Here is a 20133-nt window from a genome sequence, read left to right as displayed (position 1 = left end):
AGTAGGATTATAAACAAGATCTGTACAGCTATAGTAGGACGTGACCCTATTTTTCAGGCAGTGGTCGCATAGTGGTCGGCTTGTGGTCGCATAATGGTCGCATAGTTTTGGCTATTTTTAATGCGACCACTATGCGATCATTATCCTATAAGTATGGTATAATATAAAGTAGCTTTGTAATGATGTATATAATGGTAGAGTAACAAATTGTATTATAATAAGATAGTATGAAAGGCTTGTTTATGATAGCTGTATTGGCTTTCTAGCTTATAAATAGACTCATGACCTTAAATTAGAATGTTTTTATATAGAGGTTTTAACACTAAATTAATTGTTAGGCTTGTCTAATTTTGTAATTTTACACATCTAAAGAAAATTGTAATGAATTTATCAGAACTAGCTAAAGGAGAAAAAGCTACTATACAAGGTATAAAGCGAGGATGTCCTGTGGAGGTACATCAGCGTTTCTTAGACTTAGGGTTTGTTCCTGGTGCTGAAATATATATCCATAATATCAGCCCACTAAAGGATCCTGTAGCTTATTCTATCTATAATACTATCATTTCGTTGAGAAAAGAGGATGCAGAGATGGTATTAGTGACTTTAGCTAATTAAATTATAAAAGAAGGGAAAAAAATTATGGCGCAATCAGCCTGTGATATTTGTGATCTTAATGCAACAGCAGAATTAAAAAAACTAGGGGAGTCATCTGGTAAGTTTGATTATACTATCGCTCTAGCAGGAAATCCAAATACAGGTAAGAGTACAATCTTCAATGCTCTTACTGGTCTAAAACAACATACTGGAAACTGGCCAGGAAAAACAGTTACACGTGCAGAAGGAAACTTTCAGTTTAAGGATAGTAAGTATAAGATAATCGACCTTCCGGGTACTTACTCACTGATGTCTACTTCTGAAGATGAAGAAGTGGCACGTGATTTTATTTTATTTGGTCGTCCTGATGTCACTGTAGTAGTAGTAGATGCTGGTCGACTAGAACGTCATCTGAGTTTAGTAGTACAGATACAGGAGATTACGAATAAGGTGGTGGTGTGTCTAAACTTGATGGATGAGGCTCAGCGCCATGGTGTAGAAATAGACGTGAGAGGGTTATCTCGTGATCTAGGAGTACCTGTGATCCCTACTTCTGCGAGAAGAAAAGAAGGTATTACAGACTTATTAGTAGCAATAGATCAAGTAGCTACAGGTAAATATGTGCCTGAGCATAAGACAATATCTGGTATATCTGGAGAATCTAGAGAGGCAGTACAGCAGGTAGCGTCTAAGCTATTAAGTATAGATGCAGATTTGCCTAGTCCGTCATGGCTAGCGATGAGATTAATACAACAAGATGCTACTATTCAGACCGCTTTAGTGAACCAAACGTTATCTACTAAAGTCAATAATGAGAATATAAAAGAGGTGATAACGTTAGCAGCTCATTATCATGAGAAGCTAGGATTAGACTATTCTGATAATGTGGCTGGGGCTATCTTCACTCAAGTATCGAAGACAGTGAAGAGCACTGTAAAATCAGATATGAATCAGCGTGCGTTCAGAGTAGACCGTATGATCGATAATGTAGTGACGAGTAAGCGATTTGGCTTTCCTATTATGTTATTGATGCTCGGAGGTATTCTATGGCTGACTATTATCGGGTCTAACTATCCATCTAGTGCATTATCAACATTGTTATTAGAAGAGTTATACCCTATATTAAAGAGTGGAGCAGAGAGTCTTCATTTTCCATGGTGGTTATCAGGGTTTTTAGTAGATGGAGTATATCTAGCTACAGCTTGGGTTATAGCAGTAATGTTACCACCTATGGCTATATTCTTCCCTCTGTTTACCTTATTAGAAGATTTTGGGTATCTACCAAGAGTAGCATTTAACCTTGATAGACTTTTTAAAGGAGCAGGAGCACATGGTAAGCAAGCTTTGACAATGAGTATGGGCTTTGGGTGTAATGCTGCTGGAGTGGTCTCTACTCGTATTATTAACAGCCCTAGAGAAAAACTAATTGCTATCATTACGAATAACTTTTCGCTGTGTAATGGTCGTTGGCCTACACAGATATTGATGGCAAGTATCTTTATCGGAGCCTTAGTACCATCGTATTTGTCTAATACTATCTCTACGCTTGCAGTAGTGGGAATCGTGGTATTAGGAATAGGATTTACATTCTTTACTTCATGGATGCTGTCTAAGACTATGCTAAAAGGGCAGGCTTCTTTCTTTACCTTAGAATTGCCTCCTTATAGACCGCCGAGAGTATTACAGACGATCTATACATCATTAATTGATAGAACACTTATTGTATTATGGAGAGCTATTGTATTTGCAGCACCTGCAGGAGCAGTTATTTGGTTGATCTGTAATATTGATATAGGAGATAAGAGTATAGCATTATGGACTATACAAGGTTTAGATCCTATCGGTATCTTCTTAGGGTTAAATGGAGTTATTCTATTAGCTTATATCGTAGCTATTCCTGCTAATGAGATTGTTATTCCTACGGTATTAATGTTGACTGCTATGGTATTAGGAGATGCTTCTATAGGTGAAGGCGCTGGTGTGATGTTTGAGGTATCGGATGGAGAGATAGCGACTATCTTACATATGGCAGGGTGGACTACATTGACAGGAGTGAACTTGATGCTGTTTAGTTTACTGCACAATCCATGTAGTACTACGATATATACAATCTATAAAGAAACGAATAGTGTGAAGTGGACTACTGTAGCTTCATTATTACCAGTTCTTTTTGGAGTTATTGTGTGTTTTGTCGTAGCGCAGTTATGGTATTTATTTACCTAATTTATTAAGAGTATAATTATATTTATTATAGTATCCCCTTCTTCATTTGATATGGAGAAGGGGATTTTCTTTATATGATTATAGAATTACTTTATTATTGGGCGAATCACGAGATTATATGATGGATAATATAGGTTCTCTTAGTGTAAGTACATATTTTATGTGAATTAACTCTTTATGTTTGTCACCTTGTATGCGAATTGTTTTATTTGACTAATGATCTTTATAGAGATAGAGGTCATTTTTTAATTTTAAAAAAATGAGCTATGAGACGAGTTTTAGTATTAGGAGCATTGCTAGTCTTTACTAGTATATATGCGCAATCACCTAAGAATAGTAAACAGACAGATTATGAAGTAAGTGCTTCGGAGTTATTAGATAAAGGAGAGTATTACAAACTAACAGAAAGTCAAAGGACTAAGATTATAGAACGAAAACGTACTATCGGCAGAGAGTTTGAAGCGATAGGACGTGACCGTTCATTGTCAGGTAGAGAAAAAGGTTTAAAAAAGAGAGAGTTAGCAAGGAGTTTTAGACAGGATATTTATATTATCCTTAATGACTCTCAGAAGGTGAAGTGGGATAAGGCATCTCATCATAAGTATCAAAATAAAAGCTATAAGAATGATATAGAGCACCAGTTAGATATGTTAGAGATAGAGTATGAAAGAGATATTAAAAATATCGAAATCATCTATAAGGACAATGATTCTAAAAGAAAGATAGCAAAGAATAATAGAAAAGCGGAATATAAACAACAGAAAGCGATACTTAAGAGACAAAAAGATAAGCTATAGCATCGCTTTGTTAAGTGAGTAAGGTATAGGATACCCCCTAATAGACAATATGTTTGTTAGGGGGTATTTGTTTTTAATATATAGCTAAAAAATGTGCATAATGTACATGAATAATGTGCTGATTAGTCTGTATTGAGATTTTTATTATTCATCTGTTTAATTACGTAATGAAGTAAATCAAATATTTAGTAGATATTCTTCTTAGTTGTTTTGTATAATATAGTTGAATAATACAAGGAAAGAGGTGAATAGTTATATGGTTTACTCATAAAAAATATTCTTTCACCCATTTGATTATGGTTTTATTGGCTTTGATACGATTTGTTTGAATAGTATAAGTGTTTTTTGTAATTTATTTATTTATATGGTATAAATTTGTGTTAAAAATGTAAGATAAAGTATTTGTATAATATAAAGTTTTGAAAAAATGAATAGATATCTACTTGTTTTAGTATGTGCAGTATTAACTTTTTCTGCTCATATAAGTTTCGCTTCTAATCCTAAAAAAGAAGCAGCTCAATGGAAATATGATATTGAGTGTGCAGGTACAGGAAGTGAAGGAACATTCTTAGTAAAGATATGGACGTACAGTAATAAGGCTGTAATTCCTAATGAAGAAGCTAAGAAAAATGCTGTACATGGAGTTTTGTTTCGTGGTTTTGCAGCGAATGGAGTAGGGTGTGTTTCTCAACGTCCTCTTATAAAAGATGCTTCAGTTCAACATGAAAAAGCAGATTACTTCAATACTTTCTTTGGTAAAGAAAGTCCTTATTTAAAATATGCTTCTATTTCTTCTTCAGTTCCAGAAGTAATCAAGGTAAGTAAAAAAGAATACAAAGTAGGATATGTGGTATCTGTATCTAAAGATTTATTACGTAAAGACTTAGAAGTAGCAGGTATCGTTAAGAGTTTATCTGCTGGATTCTAATCAACTTATATGTACGCTGGTACTACTAATTAAAAAAATAATAGGATGATCAATAAAGTAATTCGGTTATCCGTACTATCTCTAATACTCTTAGTTCTGTCGTGTAAAAGCAAGCCTACTAATACTATGGCTAGCTTCTATACTGGTAAGACAGTAGAGTGTGTGAGTGCAGATATGTACGGTAATGAAGTAGTACAAGTATATGCTACTGGTAAGAATAGGAGTGCGGTTATCGCTGAAGCTAAAGAGATGGCTATAAAAACAGTAATGTTTCAGGGAATCGTAACGGATAAAAGAGAGTGTTCTGTAAAACCTATCGTAACTGAGCCTAATGCTGAAGAGAAGTATAAAAAGTACTTCGACAAATTCTTTAAAAAAGGAGGTAAGAATAGAAAGTATACCTCTGTAAAGAGAATTGCATTTCAAAGTAATGTAGTTAAACACGGAATCAGTTATGAATCTTATAGTGTAGAGGTAACTGTAGCTCGCAAAGAGATAATTAAAAGACTTGAAAAAGATAAAATTGTAAAAATAAAAAGCTATGAAAAATAAATTTTTGACTATTTGTCTATGCCTTTTGAGTGTAGGAATGTTTGCACAAGCTAAGAAACCATCTTTAATGGTGGTTCCTTCTGACTCATGGTGTACAAAGAATAGAGTAATGGAAGTATATTATAACCAAGGGGTAGAAGAATATATTCCAGATTATAAATTAGCACTTTTACATTCTGATTTGATGAATGTAATTTCTAAGATTAATATTCTAATGGCAGATAGAGGATTCCCTCTTAAAGACTTATCTGCAACGATGAAAGCTATTAATAAAACTAATGCTGAGAATAACTTGATTACAAGTAAAGCTTCTGGTGCAGCATTAGCAGAAAGCCCATTAGATAGAGTAAGACGTACAGCTAAGTCTGATATTATATTAGAAGTAGATTGGACTATCAATGCTACGGGACCTAAGAAGTCTATTACTTATAACTTAAGAGCTTTAGATGCTTATACAAGTAAACAAGTAGCAGGTGCTCAAGGTACTGGAGCACCATCTTTCTCAGCTGATGTAGCTGTGTTATTAGAAGAAGCTGTATTAGTGAATATGGACAGTTTCGTTAATCAGTTACAAGCTCACTTCGATGACTTATTAACAAACGGAAGAGAGGTAACACTAGATATTTTAGTATTTGACAATGGATCAGGTGTTGATTTAGAAACTGAATTTGATGGAACTGAGTTAACAGAGGTTATTGATAACTGGTTAGCAGAGAAAACAGTTAATCACCGTTTTAGTAAAGCAGATGCTACAGAGACAATGACTTTATATGAGAGTGTACGTATTCCTCTTTATAAAGCTAATGGTATGGCTCAGGACACCGATGGTTTTGCTCGTGAGTTAAGAACTTTCTTAAAGAAAGCACCATATAATTTAGATGCTAAATTAATCAACAGAGGATTAGGAAGAGCTGCTTTAGTAATCGGAGAGAAATAAGAGTACTATGAATAGAGTTATAGGAAAAATATCTGTTGCCTTATTGTTATTCGCGAGTTTGTTTACATATGGTCAAACAGATAAATGTGAAATATCATTAATGGCGTCTATACCAGAGCAGACAGATGGTTTATACTCTGGAGCAGAGGGACAATTAAAGACTAAGTTAAAAAGTATAGTTGCAGCTAATGGATTAGGCTCTTCAGATGGTTATGCTCAGTTCGCTATTACACCTGAGTTTAATGTAGTAGAAAAGAATATACTACCTGGCCCACCCAGATCTTTTGTATTAGACTTAGAGATGAATTTATTCATTGGTGATTCTTTTGGGCAAAAGGTATTTGCATCAACTTCAGTAAACTTAAAAGGAGTCGGTGAGAGTGAAACTAAGGCTTATATCAATGCATTTAAAAAGCTAAATGCAAAGAATAAAGATGTAGTTGCTTTTATAGAAGATAGTAAGAAGAAGATTATAGCATACTATGATGGGAATTATACTACTATAATCAAGAAAGCAGAAAGCTTAGCTAACCAAAAAAACTTTGAAGAAGCGATGTTTTTATTAACAGCGATTCCAGAGTGTAGTAAAGGTTATGATGCAGGTATGAAAGCTGCTGAAAAAGTTTATCAGTTGTATGTAGATCATGCTTGTATGGAAAACTTTAATAAGGCTAAGGCTGCATGGAATGCACAGCAAGATGCTTATGGAGCACATGAAGCTGGTCAATACTTAGTAACTATTTTCCCAGAATCTAAGTGTTATTCAGCTGCGATAGCTTTACAACGCGAGATGAAGGCACAGGTAAAAGCTGATCTAGACTTTGAAATTAAAATGTACAATGATGCAGTAAGTTTAGAGCAACAAAGAATCGAGGCATGGAAAGCTGTTGGTACTGCATTTGCTAAAAGAAAAGGAGACACTTATGTTGTCTTAAGAAGATAATACTCAAAAAAAAATACTAATATGAATAAAATAACATTTATGATTACTGCTTCATTAGTAGTATCATCAATTGCAGCTTTTGCTCAAGATAAAAAACAAGTAGCTGATGACTATATGCGTAGTTCATTATATACTATCATCGTGGATGACCACGGTATTAATGGAAATGGAAACTTAAAAGGACAAATCATTAAAGAGACATTCTTTAAAACACCTCTTCCAGAGAAGTTTAATGACCATAACTTAGATAAGTCTTTACGTTCTTTTAAACCTAGTCAATATCCAGTAACAGAAGCAGAGATTGCTGCTGTTGGAGGAAAAGAAGACTCTGGTAAGAAAAAAGGTGGGTTAGGTAAGTCTCTAGGTAAATTCGGTAAGAGTGTAGCTAGTGATAACACTGCAGGTGTGGTAGATACTACTAGTACTGATAAAGTAACAGCTCAATTTATCAAGTTCTTAGCTCAGAATAATGTTGGAGATAAGTTAGTTGCTAAATGGTTTAATGCAGGTAAATATGATGCGTCTACTCAATCTCCTTATAATATGGAGCTGATCAAAGAACGTGGATTATACAATGCTTCTGTATTTGATAAAGATATTGCTGATAAATCAACTAGAGGTAAAGCAATGTTAGAAGATGCAGGAGAGAACTTAATTTCTAATACATTCGTAGTAGGAGTACGTTTTAACTATATTAGTAAAGAAGAAATGGCTAGACAATTGTCAGCTACGACTGCTGCTGTTACTGGATTAATTGGAGGTAAAGCAGCTGCGACTACTAACTCTGCGGTACAATCAGGAGCTTCTGTTGCAGGTAAAGGATATGTGGTAAAAGCGACAGCATTCTTATTCCAATTAGATTGGACTGAGGAAGCCGCAGCTACATTCTATACAAAATACTACAATGCAAACAGCGCTGATCAGTTTATCAAATCTGGATTGTTTAAATTAAAATTAGTAGGAACAGAAACTGCTTGGGCAGATATTCAATCTACTACTTTCTCTAAAGTTTCTGAAAAAGAATTGGTAGAGCGTGCCGCTGTTCGTTCTATTGATAATGTAATTGCTAAATTACAGAAGAAATATGAGCCTTTCCGTACTAAAACTCCTCTTGCTACAACTGAGTCTGAGATTACAGCATTCATTGGTATGAAAGAAGATGTAGAGGCTGGTGATAAATTTGAAGTATTAGAGAAAACTGAAGATCCAGAAACTAAGGTTACAAAATATAAAAGAGTTACAGTTATTAAAGCTGAGAAAAATAAAATATGGGATAACCGATTCGAGGCTGATGTAGAACAAGCTGAGAATGCTGCAAATAATGCAGGTGAAGTACAAAAGATTAAAGCTACTTCATTCTCTGGTAACGCTAAGAACATTTACCCAGGTATGTTAATTAGACAAATTAATTAACATTCGAGTATTTTGTTAATATTTTTTTGCGCACAAAGTCCCTGAAAGATCAGGGACTTTGTTTTATAGAAAGAGCTCAAGGTTATTTATCTTGAGCTCTTTCTTGTATTATACCTTCTCCTATTTGAACAGGAGCTCCTAGGTGTTTAGGCTTTTTGTTGATTAGGTTATCTAATAATACCTTTACTCTAGCGAACTTTTCTCTAAGCATGGTTTTAAAACCAAAGTTACGAGAGACATCTTGTGCGTTATAAGCAACTGTTTTAAGATCAAGATGATTAGCGATGTAGACAGCTCTTTCATTGTGAAAGGGTTGAGAGATAATTGTAAAACTATCTTGTCCAAAGATAGCTTGCATTCGATAGACAGAGTCTAATGTACGTAGTCCTGCATAATCTAGGTATATCTTTTCTTTAGGAACACCCTGTTCTATTAGGGCTTGTTCCATATCTTTAGGTTCGTTATAGTCATTGCGACTGTGGTCTCCACTCACTACGATATAATCTATTTTGCCTGCTTTATAGAGAGCTGCTGTAGCTTCTATTCTATAGGTGAAGTAGTAGTTTACATAGCCTCCTGCAAGTAATTTAGTAGTTCCGAGTACCATACCCACTTTGTTATGAGGTATTTCATTTACAGAGCTGTACAGTTGTTCTTTGGTAGTATTAGTTACTCTATAGTTTGCAAACCATATAAGGAATAAGACGAGTAGTGCTAAGTAGAAAGAGTATTTAAAGATCTTTTTCATAGTTGTATAATAGCAATTGTTAAGATCAAATATAAAGCAAAAAACGTTAGTACTAATACCAACGTTTTTTATTCTTTTTAGAGTTTTCTGATTTACGAGAATTGCTCTGCCCAGGTTTTTTTCTATAATCTTTTTTAGGAGTTTGACCATCTTTAGTAGTAGTCTCTTTCCAAGGGAAAGGATGATCCGTAACAATCTTTGGTTGTAATCTACCGAACTTACAAATAGCCTCCCAATAGGTCTTCTCAGATTTATCACAGAAAGAGATAGCTACTCCATCATTACCAGCTCTACCAGTACGCCCGATACGGTGTACAAAGGTCTCTGGGATATTCGGTAAGTCATAGTTAATTACAACAGGTAGATTATCTATATCGATACCACGAGCAGCTATATCAGTAGCTACTAGTACTTTTGTTTCTTTGTTTTTAAAGCTATCTAAAGCAGCTTGTCTAGCTGTTTGTGACATATCTCCATGGAATGGCTCAGCATTGACACCGTTCTTTTTAAGTGATTCTACTACAGTATCAGCACCAGCCTTTGTACGAGTGAATACAAGTACATCAGATAACTTTTCGTTACGGATGATATGGTATAATAGCTTTTTCTTGTCTCCTTTCTCTACGAAGTACACTTTTTGTTTAACAGATTGTGCAGTTGAAGAAATAGGATCTACTGCTACATATTCTGGTTTTTGTAAGAATTCATGGGCTAACTCTCTAATAGGGAGTGGCATGGTAGCAGAGAATAATAAGGTCTGTCTATTAGAAGGAGTAAGTTGTATTAACTTTTTGACATCATCAATGAATCCCATATCTAACATTAAGTCTGCTTCATCTAATACTAAAAAGTGTAGATGATCTAGATCTAAGTGTTTTTGTTTATATAAGTCCAATAGACGACCAGGAGTACCAATAATCACATCTGCACCTTTGTTTAATTGTTCTATTTGGGGCTTGATAGACATACCTCCATATAGTGTGATATACGTCACATTAGTATACTTAGCGTATTTTTCGAAGTTATCGCCTATCTGAACAGCTAGTTCACGAGTAGGAGTAACGATCAGTACTTTAGCTTTCTTTGCTTTTTTAGTATTTCCAAGTTTGTGTAAATAGTGAATAATAGGCATTGCAAAGGCAGCTGTTTTACCTGTACCAGTCTGTGCACATCCTATCAAATCCTTTTCAGCTAAGATAAAAGGGATTGCTTTTTGTTGAATAGGAGTAGGTTCTTTGTAACCTAGCTCATCTATGGCACGTAATATATTCTTATTTAATTGTAAGTCTTCGAATGTCATATACTTCATCTATTTATGGATACAAAGGTACTTTATTTTATTTTTATTACACGAAGTGCTATTGATAAGCTTTTTTCTTTTTGCATTGTATGTAGAGGAATGCTCTTTATTGTCAGTATGTATAGTAACTAGTCTATTTTCTAAGCATCTATTTTTCGTATTAATAAAAAAATGATTAAATTGTAATGTAAATTACTTTATTATGGTCAGACAACTTGAAAAAATATACTATCCTGCAGCAATTATTATGATTGTCATAGTTATCTATGCTGCTATTCAGGATATGATTTATCTTTTATTATTTATACCTGTATTACTACTTTTAGCAATGATTAAGGTCTACACCACTAATCAACGTTTAAAATATGCAGGGATAACTACAACTGCTAAAATAATACAATATGAATCATACCTAAACTTCGATGAAGACCTAGCTACTAGCCGTAGAGGAGATGTGAAAAAAGAGATTCTTATCGTGGAGTTCACTACTAAGGACAACAAAATAGTGCGTGGTAAACCTATGCAGTATAAATTGAATAAACCAGAACTAGAAGATACTGACTTCGAGTATCCTTATAATGAAAAATACATAGCTCTACGAGACTATAACCCTGTAGGAGAAGAGTTCGATATTACTTACGATAGAGATAGACCTGATACTTTTACAGCAAAACAGTTTGTAATGGAAGATTTAGGATGGATGCTTAAGTTTATCTATATCTTAAGTGTTATCGTAGTGATATGCTTAGTATCTGTATTGATAGAATATAGTGTAGTAGATACTATAAAAGGTCTTTTCTAAAGAAGGTAATCAGGGAGACAATCTATTAGTACTGTAAAGTCTAACTACTAGTATTATAATTTATTTTATGAAAGACTTATTCTACGCTGTAGTTTATGTACTATTATTCTACTTCCTTGTTATCGTTAGTTTTATACTTGGTCTTAGTGTCTTTGTTGAGGCATCAGGTATACTTTTTTGTTTATTGCTTACATTAGTGGTAAGTGTTGTTATTCTAACCCTATATAAACTTAACAAAAAGTACCTCGTTTATAGTCTGGCAAAAGTATCAATGAAAAAAAGATGGTTGTGGATAGCTGTATTATTATCTCCATTTATAGTTGCAATTATTTTGGCTATAATACAGTATAAAATTTTAGTCATACTGATATATACAAGTCCATTGTTTATCACGAATATAGTTTTTATTCGGATGAATTATAAAAAAGTAAAAGCTCTTCAGAATCACTGAAGAGCTTTTACTTTTTATAACCATATGATGATTACATATCATTACCTAATAGTATTTCTAACATTGTAATTGCTGCATCACTGATTTTAGTACCAGGGCCAAATACAGCTACTGCGCCAGCATCGAATAAGAATTGGTAATCTTGAGCAGGAATAACCCCACCTACGATAACCATAATATCATCTCTACCGTATTTCTTTAACTCCTCTATTACTTGAGGAACTAACGTTTTATGACCTGCAGCTAGAGAAGAAACTCCTAATGCGTGTACATCATTTTCTACAGCTTGTTTAGCAGCTTCTGCAGGCGTTTGGAATAACGGACCTATATCCACATCAAATCCAACGTCAGCATAACCAGTAGCAACTACCTTAGCTCCACGGTCATGACCATCTTGCCCCATCTTCGCAATCATAATACGAGGACGACGACCTTCTACTTCAGCGAATTTATCAGCTAGTTCACGAGCTTTCTTAAAGCTCTTATCATCTTTTATTTCTTTGCTATACACACCACTTACAGATTGGATTTGTGCTTTAAATCTTCCGAATACGCTTTCTAACGCGTCACTTATCTCTCCTAATGTAGCTCTATGTGTAGCAGCTTCTACTGCTAGAGCTAGTAGGTTACCTTCTCCAGTCTTAGCTGATTGTGTTAATGCAGCTAGTGCTTCAGCTACTTTAGTATTATCACGAGTAGCTTTAATATGGTTTAGACGATCTATCTGAGCCTTGCGCACAGTCTGATTATCTACTTCCAAGATATGTAATGGATCTTCTTTTTCAAGACGATACTTATTTACTCCTACGATAACATCTTGTCCACTATCAATACGAGCTTGTTTACGAGCAGCTGCTTCTTCTATACGAAGTTTAGGAATACCTGCTTCGATAGCCTTAGTCATCCCACCTAACTCTTCTACTTCTTCTATCAGCGCCCACGCTTTCTCAGCGATCTCTTGTGTAAGACTCTCTACATAATAACTACCTGCCCAAGGATCTACTGTTTTACATATTTTAGTCTCTTCTTGTAAGAATATCTGTGTATTACGAGCAATACGCGCAGAGAAATCTGTTGGTAAGGCGATAGCCTCATCTAGCGCATTCGTGTGTAGAGACTGTGTCCCACCGAACGCAGCCGCAGCAGCTTCTATAGCAGTACGAGCCACATTGTTAAACGGGTCTTGCTCTGTAAGACTCCATCCAGAGGTCTGACAGTGTGTACGCAGAGCTAGTGATTTATCAGATTTAGGTTCGAACTGTTTTAGCAACTTAGCCCATAGCATACGACCTGCACGCATCTTAGCGATTTCCATGAAGTGGTTCATTCCTATCGCCCAGAAGAATGACAGTCGAGGAGCGAAGTCATCTATCTTCATACCAGCATTAAGTCCAGTACGGATATATTCTAGTCCATCTGCCAAGGTATAAGCTAACTCAATATCTGCTGTAGCACCTGCCTCTTGCATATGATATCCAGAGATAGAGATAGAGTTAAACTTCGGCATATGAGTACTCGTGTAGTCAAAGATGTCAGCGATGATCTTCATAGAAGGAGTAGGAGGGTAGATATACGTATTACGCACCATAAACTCTTTTAGAATATCATTCTGTATCGTACCTGACAATAGTCTCTTATCTACTCCTTGTTCCATAGCAGCTACAATGTAGAAAGCCAGAACAGGAAGCACAGCTCCGTTCATCGTCATAGATACAGACATCTCACCTAGAGGTATCTGATCGAATAAGATCTTCATATCCTCTACGCTATCTATCGCTACTCCAGCTTTACCTACATCACCTACTACGCGCTCGTGATCCGAGTCATACCCACGGTGAGTAGCTAAGTCGAAGGCTACAGATAGTCCTTTTTGTCCAGCAGCCAAGTTACGTCTGTAGAATGCATTACTCTCTTCCGCAGTAGAGAATCCCGCATACTGACGTATAGTCCATGGGCGGCGTACGTACATGGTAGCATAAGGACCACGTAAGTTAGGCGCAAACCCTGCTCCGAAGCCTATGTGTTCTACTTTATCTAAGTCAGCTTCACTGTAGACTTTATTTATATCGATACCTTCAGCAGTAGTGAAGTCAGATGCTTCTGACTGTGTTCTAACTGTTGAGGTATTTATAGTCAAATGTTGTAAGTCCTTTCTTTTCATGCCTTATTGTTTAGTTGATTTTTCTTCCTCTAATCTATTTTGTTCATAGCTTTCTGCCAGTCGTTTCTCTATAATCGGAACGATAAGCGTCTTACGAGGATTCTGTTTAACAAAAGGGAATAACTCAAGGTCGTGACTCATCACATCTTGAGGATTAGGATACTTATTAGTACCTAATAGGACTTCTTTACCATTGTTGAAAAGCTCTTGTTCTTTTTGAGCACTTTCATTTATTTTTTTCTGGATTGTCCCTTCGATTAGAGAAGTGATTAATCCATCTGCTTTTTCTATTGATTTAAACAGCTCTAATGCTTTCTCAGCTAGTTGAGCAGTAAGTGATTCGATATAGTATGCCCCTTCAGCAGGATTGTCCACTGCATCGAAATAACTTTCTTTTTTTAAGATTAAGAGTTGGTTACGAGATATACGATCACCGAATTCATTCTCTTTGTGATAGATAGCATCATAAGCTAAGTTACTAACTAAGTCAGCACCTCCTAATACAGCACTCATACACTCCGTAGTAGTACGTAGCATATTCACATTATAGTCATATAATGTTTTGTTTCGTTTAGTAGGGATAGCGATGATGTGTATCTTCGTATCTGTGTTGTATTCTTTAGTTACTAGCTCTGCTAGTAAGCGAAGTGCACGTAGTTTTGCTATTTCGAAGAAATAGTTAGTCCCTACAGCCGTTTCTATATAAATAGGAGTATTCTTTAACTTTATTCTGTTTAGGTACTCATTTAGATGAGCTAGTGCGTATGCTAACTGCTGTGTCATATTAGCACCAGCATTTTGGTACACAGTAGCATCTACATGAATAGCTACATTATTAGCTATACCTACACACTCATTTAGATTACTTAGGTCGCTGTTCAGGTTAGTGTACCAGTTACCATCAGTTGTTAGTTGGTGTATAGGGTCTAATAAGATTGTTATCTTATATCCATTGCTAGTAGCATAGGTAGATAACTTTCTAGTATATGCAGTATCTAGGAAGTTAAATACGAAGAAGTATTGGTGCGTTTTTGGTAGTGCAGTTAATAATTCTGTAGCATCTATAGAAGGATTGTCTATCGTGAAGTAGATCACTTCAGCTCCTCTATTAAGTGTATCAAGCGTCTTTGCTATCGATCTCTCAATATCAAAAACGTATACCCTCTGTACAATGTTAAAATGAGAGGTACTAGTCTGTACAGGAATCGGACGGTGATCAGCATCATTGTGATAGAATGGCTTTACCTTAATTCCCTCTAAACTTTCCCAAACAAGTGTTTCATTGTAGTCAGCGCCTTTTAACTCAAACTGTATTTGGTTTTTCCACGCCTTAGAAGAAACTTTTTCAAATTCTTCGAATAATTGGTTAGTCATAATTTTTGGTTGGTAGTGAAACTTATTGTGCAGACAGTGTGTCAAACTCTATAATAAAGACATCTTCATTCTCCCGCTTCATATAATAATTTTCACGAGCATATTTTTCTGTAGCGTCTCCACTTTTTAGACCTTTGATAGCCTGTCTATCTTTTGCTATTTCGTTTTCGAAGTACTTCTTATTGTCCTCCAGCTTGTTAATCTCTTGATCTATAACCCGCTGTTCTAATAAAGAAGAACTGTCAAAAAATATTATCCAAATTACAAATAAAAGACCTACTAAAAAAAAAGGATTTTTTAGTAGGCTTACATATTTATAATTTTTTAGGGTCTCAACTATTTTCATAGCCTAAAGATAGTAAATTAACCGATTTTTTCATTAATAACTGTACGAACAATATCGATAGCAACAGTATTATAGGTATCATTAGGGATAATGATGTCTGCGAATGCCTTAGAAGGCTCGATAAACTGGTCGTGCATCGGCTTTAAAGTTGTTTGATATCTGTTTACCACTTCCATCATATCTCTACCTCTATCAGCTATATCTCTCTTTAATCTTCTAATCAGACGCTCATCAGAATCTGCGTGAACGAATATCTTAATGTCACACATATCGCGTAGCTCTGGATGACATAGAATAAGAATACCTTCTACGATCATTACTTTACGAGGGTGAGTTAAGATATAATCATCAGTACGATTGTGTTTCACGAACGAGTAAACAGGTTGGTTAATACTGTTTCCTTCTTTTAATTCTTTTAGGTGTTTTACCAATAATTCAAAGTCAATTGAACGAGGGTGGTCAAAGTTAATTAACGTTCTTTCTTCTAACGAAAGATTATCAGTCGCCTTGTAGTATGAATCCTGTGATATAACTCCAACTTCGGTTTCCGGTAGTTCATTTATAATTTGTTGAACTACTGTAGTTTTACCACTTCCAGTACCTCCTGCAATTCCTATAATAAGCATGTTATAATATATTTTTAGCAAAAGTATAAATTAATAATCTTGCATAGAAACATTTTTTATCGATTCACTGTTTTTTGGCTTTTATTATCAAAAGTTTAATAAGCTTCTCTGTGCTGATTCAGACTACTTATATTGATCTGTTTTCTAAAAAAAAGATATTGTTTTTTTATTTTCACCTCCTTTTTTAGCTTTAAAATCTTCTTTTTATAGAATGTATACTCTCTTTTTTTTCTATAAAGTAGTTTTTAGCGGTCAATATGATTGTTTTTCAAAATAAAGGATATACTTTTTTTTAAGTATATTTTTTGTTAATTGATTGATTTGTAGTTGTTTGGTTTGTTTTTGTGTTTTTTTACTGTATTGATTATATGTTGCTTAACCCTTGTAAAATATAGGATTGTATAGAGATTGCTCGACAATACATGGACAATAAGCCGAGTTTAGTGGAGCTGAGGTGTTGTTTGTCGAAGGAGTGATCTTTTAATATCCTAGTATTCTCCTCTAAGGATTATATAAAGGATACGAAATGGAAAATAGAAGTAATTATAAGGTAGTATAGTAATGTCATTAAGGATAGGGATAGAAAAAAAGAAAAATAGATCAGAAGGGGAGTCAGCGTGTATGCTGATGTTAGTAATAATAGGAGGATACTGGTAGTACTTCCATATTAGAATTAATTGGACAATAAGTGGTTAGTATTGGATAAAATACTGATTTAACTAGCTGTTTATATTGAATCTAAATAAAAAAGTTATATTTGTGTGATTTAAAGAAATAGAACCAAAGAATAAAACAACAATATGGCAAAGAAAGGTAACATACAGCGCAAAGTATTTACATTAAAGAATAGAGAGTATATCACGCCACATTATATACGTATTACATTAAGTGGTAATGATGTAGCAGATTTTAAGAATACAACGATAGGGGTAAATAATAAGATATTTATCGCTCCAGAAGGATGTGCTGAGGTACACTTACCAGAGTTTGACTTCGAGAAAGGGGCATGGAAGCCTCAAGAGGAATCAATCAAACCTTATGTACGTACTTATACACATAGAGGGATAGATTTAGAAAAGAATGAGTTATACATTGATTTCGTAGCACATGGTGATGAAGGGCCAGCTTCTAACTGGGCTATTAATGCAGAGATCGGTGATCCGCTAGGTGTAGCTATGGGATGTGATCCTAGTGAGTTATATCCTGAGGCAGCATGGTATATACTAGTAGGAGATGGTACAGCTATACCAGTATTAGGAGCTATATTAGAGTCTCTACCTGTAGATGCTAGAGTGAATGCTGTGATAGAAGTAGAAAGTGCAGAGGATATACAAGAACTACCTACTCATGCAGAGTCTAAAATCGAATGGCTGATCAACCCTACTTCTGGGCAAAATTCTGAACTGGCGAAGAAAGCAAAAGAAATCATAGCAGAGCACAGTGATGAGATGTCTAAGTTCGGATATGTAGCGGCTGAGTTTGATACAGTAAAAGAATTGAGAAACTACCTTCGAAAAGAATTAAACTGGACTAAGGATGAGTTATACGCTTATTCTTATTGGAAGTTTGGTAAGGCAGAGTCTGCTTCTGAAGCGGACCGTAGAGCTGAAAAAGCGAGCTTAGAATAATCAATTTTTGATAGAAATACTTCATCTTTGTTGTCTTAAAAAATAGAATGATGAAAAGAAGTGTTGTGGTAATATTACTTTCTTTATTAGGTGTGTGTTTCTCACAGTGTAAGGATAGTAAAGAAGTAGAGCAGACTATAGAAGTGCCTACTCCATCAGAACAAAGTAGTATAACTCCTACTGAAGAAGGAGTAGAGGAGAAAGAGGTGCTATATGGTACTTATGCAGGAAAGTTTCCTTGGACTGAGGAAGGAGAAGATATGGAGGTACTCCAAGTATCTGCTCAGATCAAAGAAGGTAATAAGTATGTGTATAGAGTCATTAGCTCCACAGGTACACATCATGAAGAGGGAGAGTGGGAGCTAGAGCAAGATAGACTGTACCTGAGAGAAGATGAGTATAGTGCTGCACATGCTTTCTTAGTAAAAGAAGGCAAATTATACTTTCTAGATAGTGAAGGAGATGTGGTGAATGAGCATGAATCTGGAGATTATATATTAGTGAAGAAATAAAATAGTTTTCCATAAATTGAACAAGAAGAGATGATACGATATTATTGTATTGTCTCTTTTTTTTGTTTTAAAGAGGATACTACTTTATTAACTAAGAATAAGGTTATTCTTTTTAGTTATCTCTTATATGAGAATAGAGAAGAGATATTGTGGTAAGATTTTTTAAAACAGAGGTGATTAAGCTTTACAGTTTATTTAAAAAAGTTGTTTTAAAGTGTTGGTTATTAAATAAAGTGTTTATATTTGTCCCAAATCAATGAAGAAAATGTTTATATCAATTATAAAGAAGGGAAAGAAACAGTACTTACGTCCGACGTCGTGAGCAGCTTTCCTATGGATATGAACTAAAGATATACTAAAGGGGCTTGTCATCACGACAAGCCCCTTTTTTTGGTTTATGGTCAGAGGGTATTACAGAATAGTATAGTTTTTGATCTGAGTAAAGAGAATACATTTAATAACAAATTAATTTTATATGAAAGTTTTAAAATTTGGAGGTACTTCAGTAGGAAGCCCAGAAAGGATGCAACAGTTGTTGCCGATTATTCATTCGCAGCAAAGCGATCGTCATTTAGTAGTCTTATCTGCTGTGTCAGGTACTACTAATGCCTTAGTAGGAATAGCAGAAGCGTATACTAATGGCAAAAAGGAGGATGCAAAGAAACAAATCGATAACCTATATGCTACTTATAAAACTTTCATAAAGCAATTATTTAAAACAGAGGAGGGTCTGCGGATGGCGACAGAAGTAATAGATCACCACTTTAATTTGTTAGAGTCTTTTAGCAATGATCTATTTACTGCGATAGAAGAAAGAATAGCATTAGCACAAGGAGAGTTACTATCTACTACGCTATTTCACTTTTACTTAAAAGAGATTGGGGTAAGCTCTGTATTACTTCCAGCACTTGATTTTATGCGTATCGATGAAGAACAAGAACCTAATCTTGACTATATCCGTACTCAAGCAAGTGCTCTATTAGCACAGTATCCTAAAGATACCTTATTTATTACACAAGGGTATATCTGTCGCAATGCTTTTGGTGAAATAGACAACCTTAGAAGAGGTGGGTCTGATTATACAGCTTCTCTAATAGGAGCAGTGTTACAAGCAGAAGAGATACAGATCTGGACAGATATAGACGGATTCCATAATAACGATCCTCGTTATGTACCGAATACCAAGCCTATTGCTAATCTGAGCTTTGATGAGGCAGCAGAGTTGGCTTATTTTGGGGCAAAGATTCTACACCCACAGAGTGTATTCCCTGCGAAGAGATTTAATGTACCTGTACGATTATTAGATACGATGGAGTTAAGTGCACCAGGTACTTTAATCTCAGATAACTGCCAGAATGATGATCAGATCGTGGCGATAGCGGCTAAGGATGGTATTACGGCTATACGTATTCACTCTTCGCGTATGTTATTAGCATACGGTTTTTTAAGACGAGTATTCGAAGTATTCGAACGATATAAAACGCCGATAGATATGATCACTACTTCTGAGGTAGCTGTATCACTAACCATAGATAATACGCAGTATCTAAAAGAGATTATAGAAGAGCTAAACTTCTTCGGTCATGTAGAGGTAGATACAGATCAGGCTATCATCTGTATCGTAGGAGATTTTAGAAATAATAAATTAGGGCATGCTACTATCGTCTCTGAAGCAGTGAAGCACTTGCCTATCCGTATGATATCGTATGGTGGAAGTGAGCATAATATATCTATTTTAGTTCCAGCTAGTCAGAAGTTAGAAGCATTGAGATCATTACACAGTAGATTATTTTAAACA

General features: G+C 35.1%; 18 protein-coding genes. 12 read left to right on the top strand and 6 right to left on the bottom strand.

What is annotated here, in order from left to right; translation table 11 throughout:
* The first annotated feature begins 381 nt into the window (after positions 1–381).
* The 8 genes from MODO_RS08465 (at position 382) to MODO_RS08430 (ending at position 8387) form a co-directional block, all read left to right on the top strand.
* Complete coding sequence (locus MODO_RS08465; protein ID WP_006257162.1) at positions 382–615, top strand: FeoA family protein; 234 nt, start codon at positions 382–384, stop codon at positions 613–615.
* Positions 616–639: 24 nt separating this feature from the next.
* Positions 640–2817, top strand: a complete 2178-nt coding sequence (gene feoB, locus MODO_RS08460; protein WP_006260602.1) for a ferrous iron transport protein B — start codon at positions 640–642, stop codon at positions 2815–2817.
* Between the two features lie 266 nt (positions 2818–3083).
* Positions 3084–3614: a hypothetical protein gene (locus MODO_RS08455; RefSeq protein WP_006257160.1), complete on the top strand. Its 531-nt coding sequence runs from the start codon at positions 3084–3086 to the stop codon at positions 3612–3614.
* Between the two features lie 427 nt (positions 3615–4041).
* Complete coding sequence (locus tag MODO_RS08450) at positions 4042–4542, top strand: hypothetical protein (RefSeq protein ID WP_006257159.1); 501 nt, start codon at positions 4042–4044, stop codon at positions 4540–4542.
* A gap of 45 nt (positions 4543–4587) precedes the next feature.
* A complete protein-coding gene (locus tag MODO_RS08445; protein WP_006260603.1) occupies positions 4588–5094 on the top strand; it encodes a hypothetical protein in 507 nt (168 codons plus the stop codon).
* Positions 5084–6031, top strand: coding sequence for a DUF6175 family protein (locus MODO_RS08440; RefSeq protein ID WP_006257157.1), 948 nt, complete (start codon positions 5084–5086; stop codon positions 6029–6031). Before MODO_RS08445 ends, MODO_RS08440 begins: the two co-directional genes overlap by 11 nt.
* A gap of 7 nt (positions 6032–6038) precedes the next feature.
* A complete protein-coding gene (locus MODO_RS08435) occupies positions 6039–6974 on the top strand; it encodes a hypothetical protein (RefSeq protein WP_006257156.1) in 936 nt (311 codons plus the stop codon).
* A 21-nt stretch (positions 6975–6995) separates the two neighbouring features.
* Positions 6996–8387 (top strand): hypothetical protein, encoded by a 1392-nt coding sequence (locus MODO_RS08430; RefSeq protein WP_006257155.1) that lies wholly within the window; start codon positions 6996–6998, stop codon positions 8385–8387.
* A gap of 82 nt (positions 8388–8469) precedes the next feature.
* Here the strand turns inward: MODO_RS08430 and MODO_RS08425 are convergent, their stop codons facing one another.
* Both MODO_RS08425 and MODO_RS08420 read right to left on the bottom strand, forming a co-directional pair.
* Positions 8470–9135, bottom strand: a complete 666-nt coding sequence (locus tag MODO_RS08425; RefSeq protein WP_006260604.1) for a SanA/YdcF family protein — start codon at positions 9133–9135, stop codon at positions 8470–8472.
* A 52-nt stretch (positions 9136–9187) separates the two neighbouring features.
* A complete protein-coding gene (locus tag MODO_RS08420; protein WP_006257153.1) occupies positions 9188–10435 on the bottom strand; it encodes a DEAD/DEAH box helicase in 1248 nt (415 codons plus the stop codon).
* A gap of 202 nt (positions 10436–10637) precedes the next feature.
* Here MODO_RS08420 and MODO_RS08415 point away from each other — a divergent pair, with 202 nt between their 5' ends.
* Positions 10638–11237, top strand: a complete 600-nt coding sequence (locus tag MODO_RS08415; protein WP_006260605.1) for a hypothetical protein — start codon at positions 10638–10640, stop codon at positions 11235–11237.
* A gap of 482 nt (positions 11238–11719) precedes the next feature.
* Here the strand turns inward: MODO_RS08415 and scpA are convergent, their stop codons facing one another.
* Genes scpA through udk form a run of 4 tightly spaced genes read right to left on the bottom strand, consistent with a single transcriptional unit; the run spans position 11720 to position 16195 of the window.
* Positions 11720–13849 (bottom strand): methylmalonyl-CoA mutase, encoded by a 2130-nt coding sequence (gene scpA, locus MODO_RS08405; protein WP_016649853.1) that lies wholly within the window; start codon positions 13847–13849, stop codon positions 11720–11722.
* Positions 13850–13852: 3 nt separating this feature from the next.
* On the bottom strand, positions 13853–15223 hold the full coding sequence (locus MODO_RS08400; RefSeq protein ID WP_006260607.1) for a methylmalonyl-CoA mutase subunit beta: 1371 nt from the start codon (positions 15221–15223) through the stop codon (positions 13853–13855).
* A gap of 22 nt (positions 15224–15245) precedes the next feature.
* On the bottom strand, positions 15246–15569 hold the full coding sequence (locus MODO_RS08395; RefSeq protein WP_006257148.1) for an FtsB family cell division protein: 324 nt from the start codon (positions 15567–15569) through the stop codon (positions 15246–15248).
* A 17-nt stretch (positions 15570–15586) separates the two neighbouring features.
* The gene (gene udk / locus MODO_RS08390; protein WP_006257147.1) at positions 15587–16195 is read right to left on the bottom strand and encodes a uridine kinase; all 609 of its coding nucleotides are present in this window, start codon (positions 16193–16195) and stop codon (positions 15587–15589) included.
* Between the two features lie 800 nt (positions 16196–16995).
* Here udk and MODO_RS08385 point away from each other — a divergent pair.
* From MODO_RS08385 to MODO_RS08375, 3 genes are all read left to right on the top strand, one after another.
* Positions 16996–17823 carry a siderophore-interacting protein gene (locus MODO_RS08385; protein ID WP_006260609.1) on the top strand — a complete coding sequence of 276 codons (828 nt, stop codon included), beginning with the start codon at positions 16996–16998 and terminating at the stop codon, positions 17821–17823.
* A gap of 50 nt (positions 17824–17873) precedes the next feature.
* Positions 17874–18335: a hypothetical protein gene (locus MODO_RS08380; protein ID WP_006260610.1), complete on the top strand. Its 462-nt coding sequence runs from the start codon at positions 17874–17876 to the stop codon at positions 18333–18335.
* Positions 18336–18810: 475 nt separating this feature from the next.
* Positions 18811–20130, top strand: coding sequence for an aspartate kinase (locus tag MODO_RS08375; RefSeq protein WP_006260611.1), 1320 nt, complete (start codon positions 18811–18813; stop codon positions 20128–20130).
* The last annotated feature ends 3 nt before the right edge of the window (positions 20131–20133 follow it).

It is taken from the genome of Myroides odoratimimus (assembly GCF_001485415.1).
GTDB classification, from domain to species: domain Bacteria; phylum Bacteroidota; class Bacteroidia; order Flavobacteriales; family Flavobacteriaceae; genus Flavobacterium; species Flavobacterium odoratimimum.
Note: the sequence above shows the minus strand (reverse complement) of the source record. Positions and strands in the feature narration are given on the sequence as shown.

Bases quoted from the DNA above. Each gene is read 5' to 3' on its own strand.
- MODO_RS08375 (WP_006260611.1), top strand. From the start codon at position 18,811: ATGAAAGTTTTAAAATTTGGAGGTACTTCAGTAGGAAGCCCAGAAAGG.
- scpA (WP_016649853.1), bottom strand. From the start codon at position 13,849: ATGAAAAGAAAGGACTTACAACATTTGACTATAAATACCTCAACAGTT.
- MODO_RS08400 (WP_006260607.1), bottom strand. From the start codon at position 15,223: ATGACTAACCAATTATTCGAAGAATTTGAAAAAGTTTCTTCTAAGGCG.
- MODO_RS08440 (WP_006257157.1), top strand. From the start codon at position 5,084: ATGAAAAATAAATTTTTGACTATTTGTCTATGCCTTTTGAGTGTAGGA.
- MODO_RS08445 (WP_006260603.1), top strand. From the start codon at position 4,588: ATGATCAATAAAGTAATTCGGTTATCCGTACTATCTCTAATACTCTTA.
- MODO_RS08450 (WP_006257159.1), top strand. From the start codon at position 4,042: ATGAATAGATATCTACTTGTTTTAGTATGTGCAGTATTAACTTTTTCT.
- feoB (WP_006260602.1), top strand. From the start codon at position 640: ATGGCGCAATCAGCCTGTGATATTTGTGATCTTAATGCAACAGCAGAA.
- MODO_RS08425 (WP_006260604.1), bottom strand. From the start codon at position 9,135: ATGAAAAAGATCTTTAAATACTCTTTCTACTTAGCACTACTCGTCTTA.
- udk (WP_006257147.1), bottom strand. From the start codon at position 16,195: ATGCTTATTATAGGAATTGCAGGAGGTACTGGAAGTGGTAAAACTACA.
- MODO_RS08395 (WP_006257148.1), bottom strand. From the start codon at position 15,569: ATGAAAATAGTTGAGACCCTAAAAAATTATAAATATGTAAGCCTACTA.
- MODO_RS08385 (WP_006260609.1), top strand. From the start codon at position 16,996: ATGGCAAAGAAAGGTAACATACAGCGCAAAGTATTTACATTAAAGAAT.
- MODO_RS08420 (WP_006257153.1), bottom strand. From the start codon at position 10,435: ATGACATTCGAAGACTTACAATTAAATAAGAATATATTACGTGCCATA.
- MODO_RS08455 (WP_006257160.1), top strand. From the start codon at position 3,084: ATGAGACGAGTTTTAGTATTAGGAGCATTGCTAGTCTTTACTAGTATA.
- MODO_RS08380 (WP_006260610.1), top strand. From the start codon at position 17,874: ATGAAAAGAAGTGTTGTGGTAATATTACTTTCTTTATTAGGTGTGTGT.
- MODO_RS08435 (WP_006257156.1), top strand. From the start codon at position 6,039: ATGAATAGAGTTATAGGAAAAATATCTGTTGCCTTATTGTTATTCGCG.
- MODO_RS08430 (WP_006257155.1), top strand. From the start codon at position 6,996: ATGAATAAAATAACATTTATGATTACTGCTTCATTAGTAGTATCATCA.
- MODO_RS08465 (WP_006257162.1), top strand. From the start codon at position 382: ATGAATTTATCAGAACTAGCTAAAGGAGAAAAAGCTACTATACAAGGT.
- MODO_RS08415 (WP_006260605.1), top strand. From the start codon at position 10,638: ATGGTCAGACAACTTGAAAAAATATACTATCCTGCAGCAATTATTATG.